We start from the raw sequence: 17,070 nt of genomic DNA on the forward strand, positions 1-17,070 counted from the left end.
TGGAAAGCGGCAAAACAACAATAGCGAAAATTATTAAGAGAAATGAGCCGGGTGGAAGAGTGCCTATCTGGCTAATGCGTCAGGCTGGCAGGTCTCTTCCTGAGTACCGCAAAGCAGTAGAAAATATGAATAATTTTATGGAGATATGCTACAACACAGATTTAGTGACAGAATTGACGTTACAGCCGGTGACAAGATTTGACATGGATGCGGCGATAATTTTTTCAGACATTTTAATAATAGCTGATGTTTTGGGTTGTGACGTGAATTTCGTACGCGGTGTAGGTCCAATAATAAAACCCGTGGAAAGTCCTAAGGAATTGAAGGGTCCACAAGAAATTGAAACTAAAACCTTACCAATTCTAAACGCTATAAAAAAAGTCAGAAGCCAATTACCAAAAGAAAAATCTCTCATAGGATTTGCTGGTGGACCATGGACAGTAGCCTCATACATCATAGAAGGTGGGAGCAGCAAAACTTTTTCCAAAGTATTAAATTTTTATCCTTCGTGTTTGAAGGAAATAATTGAACGAATAACGGAAGTAACGATTATTTATCTAATTAAACAGATAGAATTTGGAGCAGATGTTATTCAGCTATTTGACAGTAATGCTGGTGTGTTATCGGAACCATTGTTTAAAGAATATGTTATCGAACCAACAAAGAGAATTATCTTGGCAATAAAGGATAGATTTTCTGATTTTCCAATAATAGGTTTTCCAAGGTCTGCTGGAAATCTTTATAAAGATTACTGCGAACAAACAGGTGTATCTGCAGTAAGTATAGATTATAATGTTCCAATAAAATGGGCGAAAGCGAATCTAAACATCCCTCTACAAGGAAACCTTGATCCTAATCTTTTAGCCTATAATAAAACGGAAGCAATCAAAGAAGCAAAACGTATAATAGATTGCTTTAGAGATTTACCCTTCATATTTAATCTCGGACATGGAGTACTCCCTGATACTCCAGTTGAAAATATTGCTTCGTTGGTAAACCTGGTAAAAAGCTACTAATACAATACACAAAATTCTAGCTTTTTTGTTGTACGGGGTTTATAATTTGAATTTAGCTTCAGTAAGATATGTCAGACCTTGCAAAAAGAATGTCCCTAATAAAACCATCACCTACGATTGCTGTAACTGATAAGGCAAATAAGTTGAAAAATGAAGGAAAAAAGATCTGTGTTTTAGCTGCAGGAGAACCGGATTTTGATACTCCAGATCATATAAAAAAAGCAGCTATTCAAGCAATAAGTGAAGGTAAGACTAAATATACTGCTGTTGATGGAACGCGTGAGCTGAAAGAAGCAATAGTTAATAAGTTAAGAAAGGATAATAACCTCGAGTACACGCTTAACCAAATCTGTGTTGGTACAGGTGCTAAGCAGGTGTTATTCAATTTGTTCATGGCAACAATTAACTCTGGAGATGAAGTTATTATTCCAGCTCCTTATTGGGTTTCATATATTGATATGGTAAGTCTTTTTGGCGGCTTGCCAGTTGTAGTAGAATGCAAACAAAATTTTAAACTGACAGCGGAATTATTGAAAAGCAGGATAACTAAAAAAACTAAATGGTTAATTCTTAACTCACCGAACAACCCTGCAGGAGCTGTGTACACATGTGATGAATTGAAAGACATAGCACAAATATTGCTTGAATATCCACATATGAATGTCGTTACAGATGATATTTATGAGCATATAATATACGACGAAAAGTTTTTTACTATCGCTCAGGTTGAGCCGAAGCTTTATGATAGAGTTTTTGTAGTCAATGGAGTATCAAAAGCCTATGCAATGACAGGCTGGAGAATAGGGTATATTGCAGGTAGAAGTGATGTGGTAAAAGCTATCTCTACGCTGCAGTCTCAAAGCACTTCTAATCCAAATTCGATAGCACAAGCAGCAGCAGCAGCAGCATTAAACGGTGATCATAGTTTTTTGAAAGAAAGAACAAGGATTTTTAAGAGTCGTAGAGATTTTATGGTGAAAGAGCTAAATTCTGCCCCGGGATTATCAGCGTCTGTTCCACAAGGTGCGTTTTATTTATTTGTCTCATGTGAAGGATTGCTCAGTAAAAGCACAAAAAGTGGTAAGATAATAAATAATGATTTAGATTTTACTGAATACTTACTGGGAGATCATTTGGTTGCTGTGGTTCCAGGAATTGCATTTGGTCTAGAAAATTTTATCAGAATTTCTTATGCAACCTCTCAGGAACAATTAGAAATTGGATGTGATAGTATTACTAAAGCGTGCCAGGAGTTAAAATGAAATAGACTATCCATAAGTTGTATATTTTGCCATACTTCGCCAAGGTTATTTTGAATGTTCTAACTTGTGTTTTTCTATGGAAGGCATTTTTATTGATTGAGCAAGTGTCTTTCTAATATTGAATTCCTCATTTTTTTCATTTTGTTGCAGTAAGTTAATGTTATTTATTTTATTTACTAAATCTTTCCCCTTTTCCAGAGTCTTTAAATCACTTTCGTTAATGTGATGTTCATTGTAAAATTCTGCAACAATTTCTTTTCTTTTCGGATAAGTATTTAAAAATTCCGATACCTGATGTTTAGCAACAGCTTGAATAAATTTCTTATTAAATCTTGAATCGTTATATAGATCTTCTAAATTTTCATCGTAGTGTTTTGCTTCATTTACAGCAAGCTTTATTATCTCTTCTATACCACTTAGAAGTTTCCTATACAATTTGTCGTATCTATTGCCTAGCACGTGTGTAGCGAATGTTTGTTCAATGTATTTTGTTATGTAATTTTGCAGCGTATTATCTATCGTGCTTATATTCATCAGCCTGCTTTAATATTATATTAACTATTTTACACATAAAAAGGTTAATATTGAATTAATAGAATACTTCTGAAGTCAAATTTTACTGAAAATTATGGTATTTAAGATATAATTGTCAGCATGAAATAAAAACATAAATAAAATGGATCTTGTAACAAAAGTGAAGCTCAAGATAAAGATGAATAAGGGTAAAATCATAAATATACTTATCATTTGTGGTGTAATTTTTTTCATATACCTTATTCATGAGCCAGTTGTAGATATGGTAGAAAAAATTATAAGTAAAATAAAAGGTCTCTTTTAAAAATAGAAAAAGTGAACTTTTTCCATCATCCAAACTTGAACCTGGAAAATTTAGTTAATGCATAAACTACTTATGTTGGCTATGAGTTCAACTGTATAAAATTCCGGTAAATTAAAATAAGTATTCATAAAAATATTGTTTTCTATAAACAGAGTATCTATAATGCTAGCTTTGGGGTAAAGTATTGCAGAGGAATTTTTTAATCTGGTTGTTGGCGTCACTGTTTTATGCATACCAATATATATTACGCGTAATTCCAAACATAATTGCGCCTGAATTAATAACAAAATTTAACATAAGTATTGCAGATGTTGGCCAGTTTGGTGGGTTATACTATGTAGGCTATACGCTAGCTCATATACCTATTGGTCTTTTCCTTGATAGATTTGGACCAAAGTTTGTTTTACCTGCTTGTACCGTTTTGACATTTACCGGAACACTACCGCTTATATGCTTTGATGAGTGGAGTTATTCAATAATTGGAAGAATAATTGTGGGAATTGGGTCATCCGCTTCGGCAATTGGAATCTTTAAAGTTGCAAGCATGTATTTTGCGCAAGAAAAATCAGCAAGAATGGCCAGCTTATCTATAATTATAGGAATTTTGGGAGGGATATGTGGCGGGTTACCTTTAGACTTCTTACTCGATAAATTTGGCTGGAATTATGTTATCTATACATTCTCAGCATTTGGGTGTTTACTTGCTCTGTTGCTGTTCTTAGTAACGCCTGAAAGCAATGCTCAACAGGAAAAAGTTAGCATTAGAGACTTAAAAAACATACTTTTCAACAAGCATATTATTCTAATTAGCTTTTTTGGTGGACTCATGGTCGGTCCAATGCAAGGTTTTGCCGATGGTTGGGTGAAAGCATTCTTTTTTGAAGTATATAAAATGAATGAAGACTTGGCATCTTCTCTCTCTTCCGTAATATTGATAGGAATGTTAACAGGATCATTCTCTTTGGCTTATTTATTGGAAAAATATAAAAATAAGCATTATGAAGTAATAATTGCATGCTCATTTGCAATGATCGCTAGTTTTCTTTTGCTTTTTACTCAGATTGGTGGCTTGTATGTTGTATTACCTACGCTTTTTATTATTGGCTTCACATCTGGATATCAGGTGGTTACCATTTACAAAGCGATAAGTTATGTAAATAATAACTTAGTAGGCCTGGCTACAGCTGTGTCAAACATGATAGTTATGGTTTTTGGCTATTTTTTTCACACTGGGATCGCAAAAATAGTAGATTTGTGTTGGGATAGAACAATAATACAAGGAAATCCTGTGTATGGTGCTGAATTGCTGATAAAAGCAACATCAGTTATTCCTGTATGTTTGCTGGTGGCTGTTTTTGGGCTCTTATGGTTAAAAAATAAAGATTTTAGAGAAGTTGATTGTAATAAGTAGATAATTTATCGAAGGCTCGTATGATAAAATCGTTAGATGTACTAATTTAAGGCTCTTGTTATTATGAAATATAATACTTTATTTTACTTTGATATTTTTGTTTTAATTGTAATAGGGTTTTATTAGGTGGTAGGTATGTCGAAAAGTAATTTTTTTGTATGGTTGATAGTATCTCTTTTCTATGCATACCAGTATGTGTTACGTGTCATGCCAAACATAATTGCGCCTGTATTAATAACAAAATTTAATATAAGCATTGCAGATTTAGGGCAATTTAATGGTCTCTACTATGTGGGATTTACACTAGTTCATATCCCTGTTGGTCTTTGTTTTGATAGATTCGGTCCAAAAATTGTTTTACCTATTTGTGCTGTCTTGGTATCTATTGGAACATTACCTCTTGTGTGCTTTGATGAGTGGTATTATTCAGTATTAGGTAGAATAATTGTTGGGATTGGCTCTTCTGCGTCAGTAATAGGAGTATTTAAAGTTGCCAGTATGTATTTTCCGCGAGAAAAATCAGCAAAAATGGCAAGCATATCTGTTATTATAGGGCTATTAGGGGCAATATATGGTGGTCTACCAATAGAACTTTTGCTTGATGAGTTTGGTTGGAATTACGTAATTTATATTCTTTCAGGGTTTGGTTTCTTACTCGCTTTATCTTTATTTTTAGTTATTCCTTACAATGCTTACGACTTTCGAAAAGAAAAAATTAGCATGAAGGATCTAAAAACTGTGCTTTTCAATAAATATATCATTCTAATTAGTTTTTTTGGTGGCTTAATGGTAGGTCCACTAGAAGGTTTTGCTGATGCTTGGACAAAAGCTTTTTTATGTGAGGTATATCAAATGGCCGGTGATCTAGCGTCTTCAATTTCTTCTGTTATATATGTAGGATTTGCAGCTGGATTGCTCTCTTTTGCTCACATATTAGAAAAATATCCAAATAGACATTATGAAGTTATTATTGTCTGTTCCTTTGCAATGATTGCTAGTTTCCTTTTACTTTTTACACAGGCTGGCGGATTGTATATTGTATTGCCTGCACTTCTTGTTATAGGTTTCGCTTCTGGATATCAAATAGTAACACTGTACAAAGCATTAAGTTATGTAAATAATAACTTAATAGGATTAACTACAGCTGTGTCAAATATGATAGTCATGGTTTTTGGCTATTTTTTTCACACTGGGATCGCAAAAATAATAGATTTGTGTTGGGATAGGACAGTGATACAAGGAAATCCTGTGTATAGTGCTGAATTGCTGATAAAAGCAACATCTATTATTCCTGTATGTTTGCTGATAGCTGTTTTTGGGCTCTTATGGTTAAAAAAGCAGGATAAGCAGTCTTAAAATTGCTTGTGCATCTTAAAATTAAAGCGAGGTTTGATCTATGATGAGTGTTTTAAAAAAAATCTGTGGCTCTAAAAATAGTTTAAAGTCTTTTGATAACGAGGTTTATCAGTCTATAGAAAAAGAATTACAACGCCAAAAATCACAATTGCAATTAATTGCATCAGAAAATTTTGCAAGCAAAGCGGTAATGGAGGCACAAGGCTCTTTTCTGACTAATAAATACGCAGAAGGTTATCCAGGTAAAAGATATTACTGTGGTTGTGAGCATGTGGACAAAATTGAAAGTCTGGCTATAGAAAGACTTTGTAAGTTGTTTGGTGTTAAATTTGCAAACGTTCAACCTCATTCTGGTTCTCAGGCAAACCAGGCGGTATTTGCTTCACTGCTTACTCCAGGTGATACGATACTTGGATTGTCACTGAATTGCGGTGGGCATCTAACTCATGGTGCGGCACCAAGCCTTTCTGGTAAATGGTTTAAGTCAATTCAATATACAGTGAATAAAGACACTTACTTGCTGGATATGGATGAGATAGAAAAGCTGGCGCTGGAGAATAAACCGAAATTGATCATAGCTGGTGCTTCTGCTTATCCAAGAAAAATGGACTTCAAAAGCTTTCGCGAGATTGCAGATAAAGTTGGTGCTTATTTGCTTGCAGACATTGCTCACTATGCAGGGCTTATTGCAGCGGGCGAATATCCATCCCCTGCTGAATATGCACATGTTATGACTTCCACAACTCACAAAACTTTGCGTGGTCCTCGTGGTGGAATAGTGATGACCAATGATGAAGCATTACACAAAAAAATTCAATCTGCAGTTTTTCCAGGATTGCAGGGCGGGCCACTTATGCATGTGATAGCTGCAAAAGCTGTTGCATTTAAAGAAGCATTGGCGCCAGAATTTAAAACTTATAGCAAGAAAGTCGTGGAAAATGCGAAAGTACTAGCTCAAGAATTGCAAAAGCATGGACTCGACATTATAACCGGTGGCACTGACTCTCATATAGTGCTAGTTGAATTAAGATCGCAGAAATTAACTGGAAAAGACGTTGTAGATAGCCTTGAGAGGGCTGGCATTACCTGCAATAAAAACTCTGTGCCATTTGACACAGAAAAGCCAACCATCACCTCAGGGCTCCGTTTTGGCACCGCTGCTGAGACAACACGCGGACTTGAGGCAGAAAATTTTAAAGAAATAGCTGGTCTAATGAATGAAGTAATTCAAGGATTAATCAGCGGAAATAGCCCTGATATTGAAAGAACGGTGAAAACTAAAGTTGAAAAGATTTGTAGTAATTTTCCTATTTATTAATTTATGTGGTGTCATCCAAGTAGCTGGTAGAAACGAAAAAACTTACTTGACACCCTTCGCCAGCCCTCTTATCATGAAACTGAAGGTATTCATTTATCTTCAATCTGTGCAGATTAAACGACAACAGTATTACGTAATTGGCGTCTTATTTTTAATTTTTTGCACTATGCGCACCCTACGTCTTCACAACATTTCTGGGTTTTTACCTATATAAGCTGAAACGCGCTTATAAAGCGTTTAAGACAGTATAGCACGCCAATTTGCAGGATTAGAGAGTGACAACTAGCTAATACGGGATTTCTTTTGCCTTTTTTTCTGCTTAGTAAATTTCTTAAACATTTAAACTAAGATGAGTTGCATTTAAAAGCAGCTAAATTGCAGTGTTTAAGACTTAAAAAACGCCAATACTGAAAATAGACAATGACTAGGGCTTCTTTTGCCTTTTTTTCGTTTGGTAAATTTCTTAATGTTTGTAGCTAACATGAACAAACATTTGAGAGTAACTTCTGCTAGTAGGGTGTCATCCCAGTGCCCAGACACTGGGATCCAGGAATTTTATTAAGTTGGTAAGCATAAAAGTAGCCGTTTTATGTTAAAATACAACATTTTAATGATTATGAAAAGGCTGGATTCCACCGTCACGCGCTGGAATGACATTGTAGGGTGTTATCCGAGTCCTTTTTCCGTCATCAGAGGACCATATGACGTCATCCAAGTAGCGTGACTACTTGGATCTAAGCTGTATTACCAAGTCCAATTAAGTGCAGCATCATCACTTGTTGGAGGCTCAAAATACGGTTGTGACATTTCCTCTTGCACAGCTCTTTTAAATTCTGGACTTTGTATGCTTATCTTTGTTACATGCTCTTGTAAGGCTTTCTCAGCAGCTATTTCAGCAGCTATTGGACTTTTACCATCTGCTCCTGTCTCCCCTGTCTCTCCTTGTGGGCCTTGAGCTCCATCTTTACCATCTGCTCCTTTAGGACCAGTGGCTCCTGTCTCCCCTTTTAGCCCTTTACCTCCTAAGAACACCTTTGCTGTTTGATCATTTTTGTCACCATACGCTGTGTCAGTAGCATCAAGAAATCCTCCTAATTTATCCACTAAAATTGATTTGTCGCCGTCTTTTGCATCAAATATAGCATTCACGACATCTTTCGCTGCAGCTTTTGTTTTAAGCTCTGTAGCTTTAACAAAAGCAGTCTCTGCAGCAGTTTTAGTGTAAACTTCATCGGCTGGAGCAGCTTTAATATATACCTTATTTGTAAAATCAGGAGAAGCAGTTATAGCATCCACAACAGGCTGTTTTACTACTTCTGTTTTTAGCGTATCTGTAAGTCCTAAAGTTTTAACAAATGCATCATCCACACCTTTTTTGGTATAGATACCATTATCATCATCACCTTTTGCTAATTCTGGTATTAAAGCATCCACAACAGCTTTTTCTGCAACTTTTGTTCCAAGATCTGCAGTTTTAAGAAACGTGTCATCAACACCTTTTTTAGTATAGATACCATTATCATCATCACCTTTTGCTAATTCTGGTATTAAAGCATCCACAACAGCTTTTTTTGCAACTTTTGTTGCAAGATCTGCAGTTTTAACAAACGCAGTATCTGCATCATTTTTAGTGTATACTTTATCGGTAAAATCAGTAGAAGCAATTATAGCATCCACGACATCTTTCGCTGCAGCTTTTGTTTTAAGCTCTGTAGCTTTGACAAAAGCAGTGTCTGCATCAGTTTTAGTGTAAACATCTGCAGTATTAGCTTTGTTGGCTAGATCAGCTGCACCAGCTTTCTCTCCTAGCTCAGCATCGACGTAATTCTTGTCAGCTTTTTTTGCCAACTCATCATTTACATTTCTTTTAGTGTAAACATCTGCAGTATTAGCTTTCTTTCTCAACTCATCATCCACACCTTTTTTAGTATATATACCTTTATCATTAGCACCTTTATTGAGTTCCACTATCAATTTTCCTAAAAAATTTTTGTTAGTTGCAAGGTTTTCTATTGTATCTATTGTACTCAATTTTTCACTCAACGCCATATCACCCTCCATTAATTACAAAAACCATAGCATGCATGAAAATAGTATAATTTTTGTTAATGCTAGATTTTACATAAGATTTCCTTGAAACTTGTTGTTTCAGAATTCTTCTCTTGTCATTCAAGTGTGTAGCAGATGATGTCATTCCAGTCTGGAATCCAGCCTTTATTATGCAGCCACTTATTTAAAGTTAAGTTTTCTGGATCCCAGTGGGCTTTGTTGCATCGCTAGCTATGATGGATTAAAGATAAAAAAGATAGGGAATATCAGTAGCTTATTATTCTGGTATTTATAACAAGAACGGTCAATGAATACCTAAATTTGAGTAAAAGAAATTTCACTACCATTTACCAATCCGGCTAAAATTCAAGAATTTCAATGCTTTAGCTATTTTCAATAGAATTAAATTTATTAATATAAATAACAAATTACTATTCTTAAATTTGATCAGATTGATTGCAAAAAAACAAGATTTTCAATAGGTTGCTTATAATCCTAATTATAGTTAGCCTTTCATAAGTAGCGATGCAACAAAGCCATCCAAGTGTCTGGGCACTGGGATGACACCGAAGGGGCTACTCGGATGACAAACCCTGTCATTCCAGGGCGTGACGCTGGTTTCCATCCAAGACGGCAGTGCTTGACACTGGAATGACAAGAAGAGGGCACTGCCCTCCTTGTATGTATTAGATATAGGCCGAGTTGTGGTCGTGATAAATGTGATCGCTTGCGCAATCGAACATTTTCACAAAACCATTCTCTAGATAAAGATTATATTCGTGATGTTGATCTGATAATACAATATTATCTTGCTCCCCTGAATTGAAATGACTTGAATCTGACAGCAATTCGTAATTTGGATTATCTATTTTACTAATGCTGTTTATTACTTTGCCATTACCACTTGATATAGCTAAACTATAACTATCACCATCCTTCATTATCTTGATGGACACCTTATCTTCAGGTAACACTATAAGCTTCTTTGTGCCACTATCGTGGATTACGAATTTGCCTTTTTCAAAATAGTATTTGTCTTCCGGCAAAGCACCAACCTTATAATCTGATGTGTGCAGTTTGTTCCAAAAATCTAACACAGATTGCTTTTCTGCTCCTTCCGCTCTATCATACAAGGCTTTCACATCATTATAATTTATCGTTACATTTGCCTTATGCTTCCCTTCTGAGTCCTGCTCGTAGCTCTTTTCTATTTTGAGAATTGTGTCTTTTAATACTACCTGTTCTTGCTCTTTCTCCTCCACTGAAGCTGACCTTTTTGCCCTTGTTGGAATTTGTGGCTGATCAGACTGCATTTCACTATTGTCGTTTGATGCAGTTTTCTCTTCAGCAGCTTGTGCAACAACATTAGTAGTACTATGAACTTCTGTCTTAGTTTCACTTACTTGCCCTTTTGGACTTTCGGTTTTTGTATATATTCTCTGATAGTCCGTGTAGCCTCTATTAGTATCACCGATATCACCACTACCTTGATCGAAAGTTATTTTTTTACTTCCATTTCCCATATCCTCAATTTCAACTTGAGGAGAAACAGATGCTAGGAAATCGTTATAACTGTAGTTGTAGTCAGCAGAAAAGAATATTTTACCTTTGAAGTTATGGAAGTTATTAGATAACATTCCAATTTCTTCGTCGCCATCAAACAATTTTACTTTAGTGAAATATGTTTGATCTTTTATTCTAACTATTTCACCGCTAGAGTTTCTTTGTATGTGGTAATCATTTGGGTCGTACTTTATAGCAAAAAGTTTGCCAGAGCCATATTTCTCTAAGTTTATAAGGCCCACATTTACATGTTTATGGGAATAATCTCTCTTTTCATATTCATGTGCAAATATTGGATCTATATATCTATATTCGTCTGATATATTTGGCATACCTACTGGATGTTCATTCCCATCTTTCGTCACCGGAACAAGCTTATATGCTCCATCTTTTTCCACTAATTTTAGGTGAGTAATACTTTGTGGTAGTTGAAACCTTACGTTTGCTCCATGGTCATGAATAAATAGATCACCTTTCTCGGTAATATAAAAGCCCATATTTTTAAATTCATGTAAGCGCTCGTCTCCTTGCTTTACGACAGCTTCATATACATCATCGTCTGTCCTATCTGTTCCCTTATTATCCAGTAATTTTCCTTTTTCCACGATTACTCCATTTGCCTTTTGCTCATCAGAATATTGTGCATGTTCTGAATCCTGATGATTCAAAATTTTGGTACCTCTAAGAAGCAGAGAATCTAAATCTTTTTGGATGTGTCCAGTGCTAGGATGCAACAATTCATTTTCATGTAAATGCGCTTCATCAAAGTATTCATCGCGTTCAACTGTTCTGCCATCTATTAGGGAAGCTTTATAATGACCATTTTCTTTTGTAACTGCCATGTAAGCACCGCCTTCGTATGAAACATTTAAGTTGTGCAATATATCCTCAAAAACGAAAGTTTCTTTAGTTTGGCCTTCAACTTGCTTAAAAAATCCTGATTCGCTCAATAATTCTCCAAGCTTTGTATTTCCGTCATATATAGACAGTGCACCCATATCTCCTTGACCATGAGCTTGCATAGAAAAAATCTTACCTTCTTGTAGATCAATATGATTTGTACCTCTTATCAAGTTTGAATCGATGTTGATCATCTCTCCTAACATCTTTTCTACGTCGATGTTCTTAGTCGCTTTTACTTGTTCTAAGCCAGTGTTTATGGTTTTATCAAGTAAGGTACTTTTTAATTCCTCATATTTGGAGGGAATTGAATAATATTTGTCTGAATACTCTTCGTAAGAAATCTTCCCTTCGCTATATTCTTTATTTATCTTGGGATATTCCATTTGCCTCTGCTCATCGAGATTTTTTAATGCATCATCATAAGCTTTCTTTAAATTTTCATCATACTTTGATAGCATTCTAAAAGCCTGATTTTTATACTCTAGACTGTTTCGGTACTCATTACCTTGTTGGTCAGAGTAAGTTAGTTTATCCTGTCCATCGGAAGTTTTTACTACCTTGAGGAAATGATATTCCTTTGATATATCAAATGTATCATTTGTTGCCCTATTTATAGCACGAGCAACATCATAAAATGCAACGTGTTCTACAGGAGAAAAACTTCCAACGTTTTCTCCATCCATTTTTTCTATATTTGCTTTATAGTAGGATACGTTTTTAATTTCTCCACCCACTATTTCTTGACCAATTGCTATGAAATCTCCTTTTGTAACTTGCAAAGCGTTGAGATGTTCCATTGCAGTTTCTGTATCATTCTCAGCAAGCCAACTTTTGAAGTCAGTATCGTGTCCTTTTATGTCTTTCAAGAAACTTTTTGACTCATCTGAGTTACCTTGACGTAAAGCATCTAGGTAGTCTCTTAATAAACTAGGATCTTTTTCCTGTAAGTACATTATCAACGCATGACCTGTTTTATAAACCAAGCTATTTGCTTCGCTGTCCTTTGAGTATTCTAAACTTAAAATTTTATCTAAATCCAAATTTGCAGCTTCAGTTTTGTCGATACTTGATCCTTGAGAATTGAATTTATGATCTGAATGATGCTCAAAGTAGTCTGCAATTCCTTCCATTAATACTGTAGGTAAAGATTTGCCTCCTGTAGCCAAGTAAGTTAAACCATGTGCAAATTCATGCTGAAGGTTATGAATGCCACCTTGCTGGTAGACGTACATTTCAGCAAAAACGTCAGCTTTCCCTTTGTAGTAACATTTACCACCTTCGTCTCCAAGGTAAGAACCGAAACGCTCGCTTCCGCCAAGGTGAGTGTAATCATCCTTGTCATCAAACATGTAAATTTTAAATGTTTGTTCTGAACTGCCGCGTTCTAACTCGAATGCGTTTTTAAAATTAGTAGCTGTTTCTCTTATCTCACTTTCAATGTTAGCAACTTTACTTGCTCTTAAATTGTGAGAATAAACCTCTACTTTAATATTTAAATCTTCAACTTCTATAACATGTGGCGAATTAAACCCTTTGCCGTTATTGTTGAAATATTCTGCTTTAATTATATTTTTATTTACTTGTTGACTAATTGTCATAATTTTAACCTCTAATTTGCTGATCTTTCAATATCAAGCATAAAGTAATTTCCCTAAAAAAAACGTAAATCCCTGTATTAATATAATTTATATCTTAATAAATAAAGTATAGATAGTTAACTTAATATGTAAAATTTAGAATATGGCTGAAATTCTATACAGCTATATTCCGGAATCACATTGGACAAGGACAAAAGCAAAGTGGTTTATTGACTTTCATTCCACCAAAGCACTATACTAAAACCACGATGGGTAATTAGCTCAGTTGGTAGAGCACTTGCTTGACGTGCAAGCGGTCGCTGGTTCGAACCCAGTGTTACCCACGTTTTTGTTTATGAAAAGATTTTATATGACAGCAGTGCATAACGGTAAACACTCAGCAGCGCAGTCCAAGCGCTTAATCTATTCCATAATAATAGTTGCGATAACAATGTTTATGGAAATAGTAGGTGGAATAATTTCACATTCGCTTGCTCTATTATCAGATGCAGGGCATATGCTCACTGACCTCTTTGCCTTGGTTTTAAGCTGGTTAGCACATAGGTTTTCAGCTAAGAAATCCGATTTGCAGAGATCATACGGATATCATCGGTTGCAGATAATTGCAGCATTTGTTAATGGTTTAACTCTATTCCTCATTGCAGTAATCATTATAATTGAGTCAATAAAGAGGTTTATTTTTCCAGTCAATGTTGAGTGGAAAGTAATGTTAATAATTGCTACACTCGGTCTTGTCTCTAACATAATAGTCTTTTTTATATTACATAGTAAATGCGAGAGCAATATAAACATAAAAAGTGCTGTACTACACGTTATAGGAGATATTTTAGGTTCTGTAGCTGCTATACTTGCATCTATAATTATCATGCTTACTGGATGGCAAATAGTAGATCCAATCTTATCAGTATTTGTTAGTGTGATAATTCTAAATAGCGGCTATAAAATTCTCAAAAATTCTTGCCATATACTCCTTGAAGGTACGCCTGAGGGTATATCTGCTGAAGAGATAAAAAGTAAGATCACATCAGAATTACCTGAAGTGATAGATGTGCACCACATACATACATGGTCGCTGTCTGATAATTATTTTATAATTACCATGCATGCTAAAATAAAGCAAAATGTGCAGCACACCAATGTTTTATATGAAATAAAAAAAATATTGCTAGATAAGTTCGAGATAGCACACTCTACAGTCGAGATCGAATACGATGAGTGTGCGGATAATAAGATACTTAAACATTGACGTTTTAAATTATTATGCTATTACTAGAGTGTAATGATGTTGAAGGTAAGCTATGATAGGTATTTCTCAAATACAATTTCCTTCAAAGGATTCTAGTAAGCTAAAATTTGTTAGCTACTTTGGAGCTTTTGTCTCGTTAAGCATTATCACTAATCCTGTTAATGTTCTTTTTTCTCTTGGTACTATGTTCTTCAGGTCTGAAATTAAAACTCTTTATATCTACAAAGAAATAAAAACGGCAAAACAGCAAAAAATGAGCAAAAGGGAATATTGGGAAATATTTTTTAAAAACAATACAATCAAGGTAGCAGCCTTCCTCTTGTTTTCTGCTTTCATAACATATCTAACTTTCACTACCACTTTCTTGCTTATTTCGTTACTGGGAACTATACCACTTACAATGCTATTAATTTTATTGCAGAGTGAACTAAGGCCAAAAGATTTTAACCCATTTACGCTGCTTAAAGCTTCTATAAATTTCTTTTTGGAAGGTATAAAAGAGAATTTACGTGGTATGGTTAATAGTTTTGATGTTAAGCTTGAACATTTACTGCCCCATCAATTAAATGATGATATCATTAAAAATATTGATAAATTAAAAGGTAAGTATAGTGAACAAGTACCTGAAGACGTAATCAAAAATGATGAATATATTCAATTCATTGGATATATAAACAATTCATATGAGTTTAGTGATGAGGATAAAGGAAGAGTAATTGCATTTTTAGATGACTTTTGCAAAGATGATCAAAAGCATAGCTCCGGCTTTACAGGTGGGCAGGTTCTGCTTTTAGTTTTAAGGGCTTGCAATGATGGAGACGGAGAAGCCGTTAAGAGTAAAAAGGATGCATTGATTTCTAATTTAATTGATAGCCAAACTTTCTCTAGAAAAGAGCGAATTCCTAACACTTGCTTCACCGGTATTATCTATAGAATGTTAAGCACGCTAGAGGGTATTCATCCTGATCCAGAAATTAGATTACTCCCCCAAGGGAAATGTTGCTCTCAGAAGCACAAAATAAAGCACGTGAGTTTATGTTAGACAGGTTAAAAAACAAGAAAAACAATAAAGAAATTCTTAAGGCTTGGTATGACGTTCAAAATGGTTATGAAGACGATGAAAGTCAAAAAATAGTTGATGATTTTATTTCAGAAGTAAGTATTCCTTTAATGAGAAAATTATTGAGTATTACTTCTCAATATAGTGAACAAATTGTGCTGACGTTAATGAAAAATATTAGCTCTATAAAGTTAAATAAATTACAATGTTGTGAGCTGGTTCAGCACATGAGAAATAAACTGCAGGAGCATGATTTAGATGACCAAGAAAGTTTACTCGAAAACATCGGAAAAAAAGTATTCTTAGAGCTATTAAATCGAGATCTACTCGAGACAGATTTTTCTCTCAAGGATTCATCTTTGGATGGAGCTAAGAGAATAGCTAATAAGATAATAGAAGAAGAAGTAGCAGAATTTAAATTAAAGGCTGAGAAGACTATTGAAGGTCAGATAATTAGCATGTTAGATGGGTTAAGAATGCTCCCAAGAGAAAAAAGATGTTATAGGGTATATGTAGAACTCAGTAAAAATAACGAAAATGATAAGGAAAAAATAAAGAAAATTTTGCAAGAAAGGTTAAAAGTAACAAAAGCAGCAATGGATGAAATGTTAAAAAAAGGAGCTTCACATAAGCTAGAGTTAGAAATTGAAAGTGTATATGAAGGAAATAAAGATCACGTTACTCAACTTTATGAAAAAATAAGAGAAACAAAAAAGGAATTCATTGAAGATGGTCTTTTAACACCTCAAGAAGTAGAGAATATAACAAAAGCAAAAATCATAGACTTAAACAAAGAGGACAAAATCATACCGTCAAGCAATTTGTCTCGTAGTTTAAGTGTCAATAATTTGGCAGTACATTATCTATAAAATTTATACTCTTTACCTTGCAGAAGATTCACAATATTTCTGTGGTGTTTTAGGAAGAGCAGTGCTCCTATAATTAGTAATGTTAAGAACAAATTCCTCTGAAAAAAAAAGGACCATGCTACAGCCGTTGAAGTAGCACTGAGTGAAGCAAGGGAAGAGTATCTAAAGGCAAGAAAGACTATTATCCAAATTATTACGAATACTAAAGTAATATCGATGTTAAATGCTATCAGTATCCCTAGAGTGGTTGCAACGCCCTTTCCTCCACTGAATTTTAGCCAAATAGGAAACATGTGTCCTAAAACTGCTAAAATTGCAGATACATATATATAAAAATCGTTATTATCACAAAATTGTTGTGCTATATAAACGGCAATAAATCCCTTAAAGGAATCCAGAAATAATGCCAAAGCAGCAAGAAATTTATTTCCCGTCCTTGCAACGTTTGTAGCACCAATGTTTCCTGAACCTACTTCTCTTAAGTTTATCCCTTTTATTCTTGTAATGATTAAGCTAAACGGTATTGAACCGAGTATGTAGGACAGCATAAGGACTACATACTTTTCCGTTATACCAAGAAC

General features: G+C 34.7%; 14 protein-coding genes and 1 tRNA gene. 10 read left to right on the forward strand and 5 right to left on the reverse strand.

Annotation, left to right across the window (positions count from 1 at the left end):
* Positions 1-20 precede the first annotated feature (20 nt).
* Both hemE and AAGD79_RS00010 read left to right on the forward strand, forming a co-directional pair.
* The gene (gene hemE, locus AAGD79_RS00005; RefSeq protein ID WP_410541950.1) at positions 21-1,016 is read left to right on the forward strand and encodes a uroporphyrinogen decarboxylase; all 996 of its coding nucleotides are present in this window, start codon (positions 21-23) and stop codon (positions 1,014-1,016) included.
* A 68-nt stretch (positions 1,017-1,084) separates the two neighbouring features.
* Complete coding sequence (locus AAGD79_RS00010) at positions 1,085-2,278, forward strand: pyridoxal phosphate-dependent aminotransferase (protein WP_341811374.1); 1,194 nt, start codon at positions 1,085-1,087, stop codon at positions 2,276-2,278.
* A gap of 45 nt (positions 2,279-2,323) precedes the next feature.
* Here AAGD79_RS00010 and AAGD79_RS00015 read toward each other — a convergent pair whose 3' ends face one another.
* Complete coding sequence (locus AAGD79_RS00015; RefSeq protein ID WP_006280043.1) at positions 2,324-2,812, reverse strand: hypothetical protein; 489 nt, start codon at positions 2,810-2,812, stop codon at positions 2,324-2,326.
* A gap of 142 nt (positions 2,813-2,954) precedes the next feature.
* Between AAGD79_RS00015 and AAGD79_RS00020 the strand changes: the two genes are divergently transcribed.
* From AAGD79_RS00020 to glyA, 4 genes are all read left to right on the forward strand, one after another.
* Positions 2,955-3,116 carry a hypothetical protein gene (locus AAGD79_RS00020; protein WP_006280042.1) on the forward strand — a complete coding sequence of 54 codons (162 nt, stop codon included), beginning with the start codon at positions 2,955-2,957 and terminating at the stop codon, positions 3,114-3,116.
* Positions 3,117-3,300: 184 nt separating this feature from the next.
* Positions 3,301-4,527: an MFS transporter gene (locus AAGD79_RS00025; RefSeq protein WP_338976831.1), complete on the forward strand. Its 1,227-nt coding sequence runs from the start codon at positions 3,301-3,303 to the stop codon at positions 4,525-4,527.
* Positions 4,528-4,662: 135 nt separating this feature from the next.
* The gene (locus AAGD79_RS00030; RefSeq protein ID WP_010081954.1) at positions 4,663-5,883 is read left to right on the forward strand and encodes an MFS transporter; all 1,221 of its coding nucleotides are present in this window, start codon (positions 4,663-4,665) and stop codon (positions 5,881-5,883) included.
* Between the two features lie 40 nt (positions 5,884-5,923).
* Positions 5,924-7,201: a serine hydroxymethyltransferase gene (gene glyA, locus AAGD79_RS00035; RefSeq protein ID WP_341811375.1), complete on the forward strand. Its 1,278-nt coding sequence runs from the start codon at positions 5,924-5,926 to the stop codon at positions 7,199-7,201.
* Positions 7,202-7,945: 744 nt separating this feature from the next.
* On the opposite strand, the gene AAGD79_RS00040 is transcribed toward glyA, so the two are convergent.
* From AAGD79_RS00040 to AAGD79_RS00050, 3 genes are all read right to left on the reverse strand, one after another.
* On the reverse strand, positions 7,946-9,250 hold the full coding sequence (locus AAGD79_RS00040; RefSeq protein WP_341811376.1) for a collagen-like protein: 1,305 nt from the start codon (positions 9,248-9,250) through the stop codon (positions 7,946-7,948).
* Positions 9,251-9,763: 513 nt separating this feature from the next.
* Entirely contained in the window at positions 9,764-9,919 is a 156-nt protein-coding gene (locus AAGD79_RS00045) for a hypothetical protein (protein WP_341811377.1), read from the reverse strand.
* Positions 9,920-9,936: 17 nt separating this feature from the next.
* Complete coding sequence (locus AAGD79_RS00050; protein WP_341811378.1) at positions 9,937-13,314, reverse strand: peptidase M2; 3,378 nt, start codon at positions 13,312-13,314, stop codon at positions 9,937-9,939.
* Positions 13,315-13,564: 250 nt separating this feature from the next.
* Here AAGD79_RS00050 and AAGD79_RS00055 point away from each other — a divergent pair.
* The 4 genes from AAGD79_RS00055 to AAGD79_RS00070 all read left to right on the forward strand — a co-directional run bounded on the left by AAGD79_RS00055 (position 13,565) and on the right by AAGD79_RS00070 (position 16,489).
* Positions 13,565-13,637: transfer RNA gene (locus tag AAGD79_RS00055), tRNA-Val, on the forward strand.
* An 11-nt stretch (positions 13,638-13,648) separates the two neighbouring features.
* Entirely contained in the window at positions 13,649-14,560 is a 912-nt protein-coding gene (locus AAGD79_RS00060) for a cation diffusion facilitator family transporter (RefSeq protein WP_083250476.1), read from the forward strand.
* Between the two features lie 52 nt (positions 14,561-14,612).
* Positions 14,613-15,602, forward strand: coding sequence for a hypothetical protein (locus tag AAGD79_RS00065; RefSeq protein WP_341811379.1), 990 nt, complete (start codon positions 14,613-14,615; stop codon positions 15,600-15,602).
* Positions 15,596-16,489 (forward strand): hypothetical protein, encoded by an 894-nt coding sequence (locus tag AAGD79_RS00070; protein ID WP_341811380.1) that lies wholly within the window; start codon positions 15,596-15,598, stop codon positions 16,487-16,489. The genes AAGD79_RS00065 and AAGD79_RS00070 overlap by 7 nt, the downstream gene beginning before the upstream one ends.
* Here AAGD79_RS00070 and plsY read toward each other — a convergent pair.
* Entirely contained in the window at positions 16,480-17,037 is a 558-nt protein-coding gene (gene plsY / locus AAGD79_RS00075) for a glycerol-3-phosphate 1-O-acyltransferase PlsY (RefSeq protein ID WP_341811381.1), read from the reverse strand. The genes AAGD79_RS00070 and plsY overlap by 10 nt on opposite strands.
* Positions 17,038-17,070: the final 33 nt, after the last annotated feature.

This window comes from Wolbachia endosymbiont (group A) of Oxytorus armatus (assembly GCF_964027005.1).
GTDB lineage: Bacteria > Pseudomonadota > Alphaproteobacteria > Rickettsiales > Anaplasmataceae > Wolbachia > Wolbachia pipientis.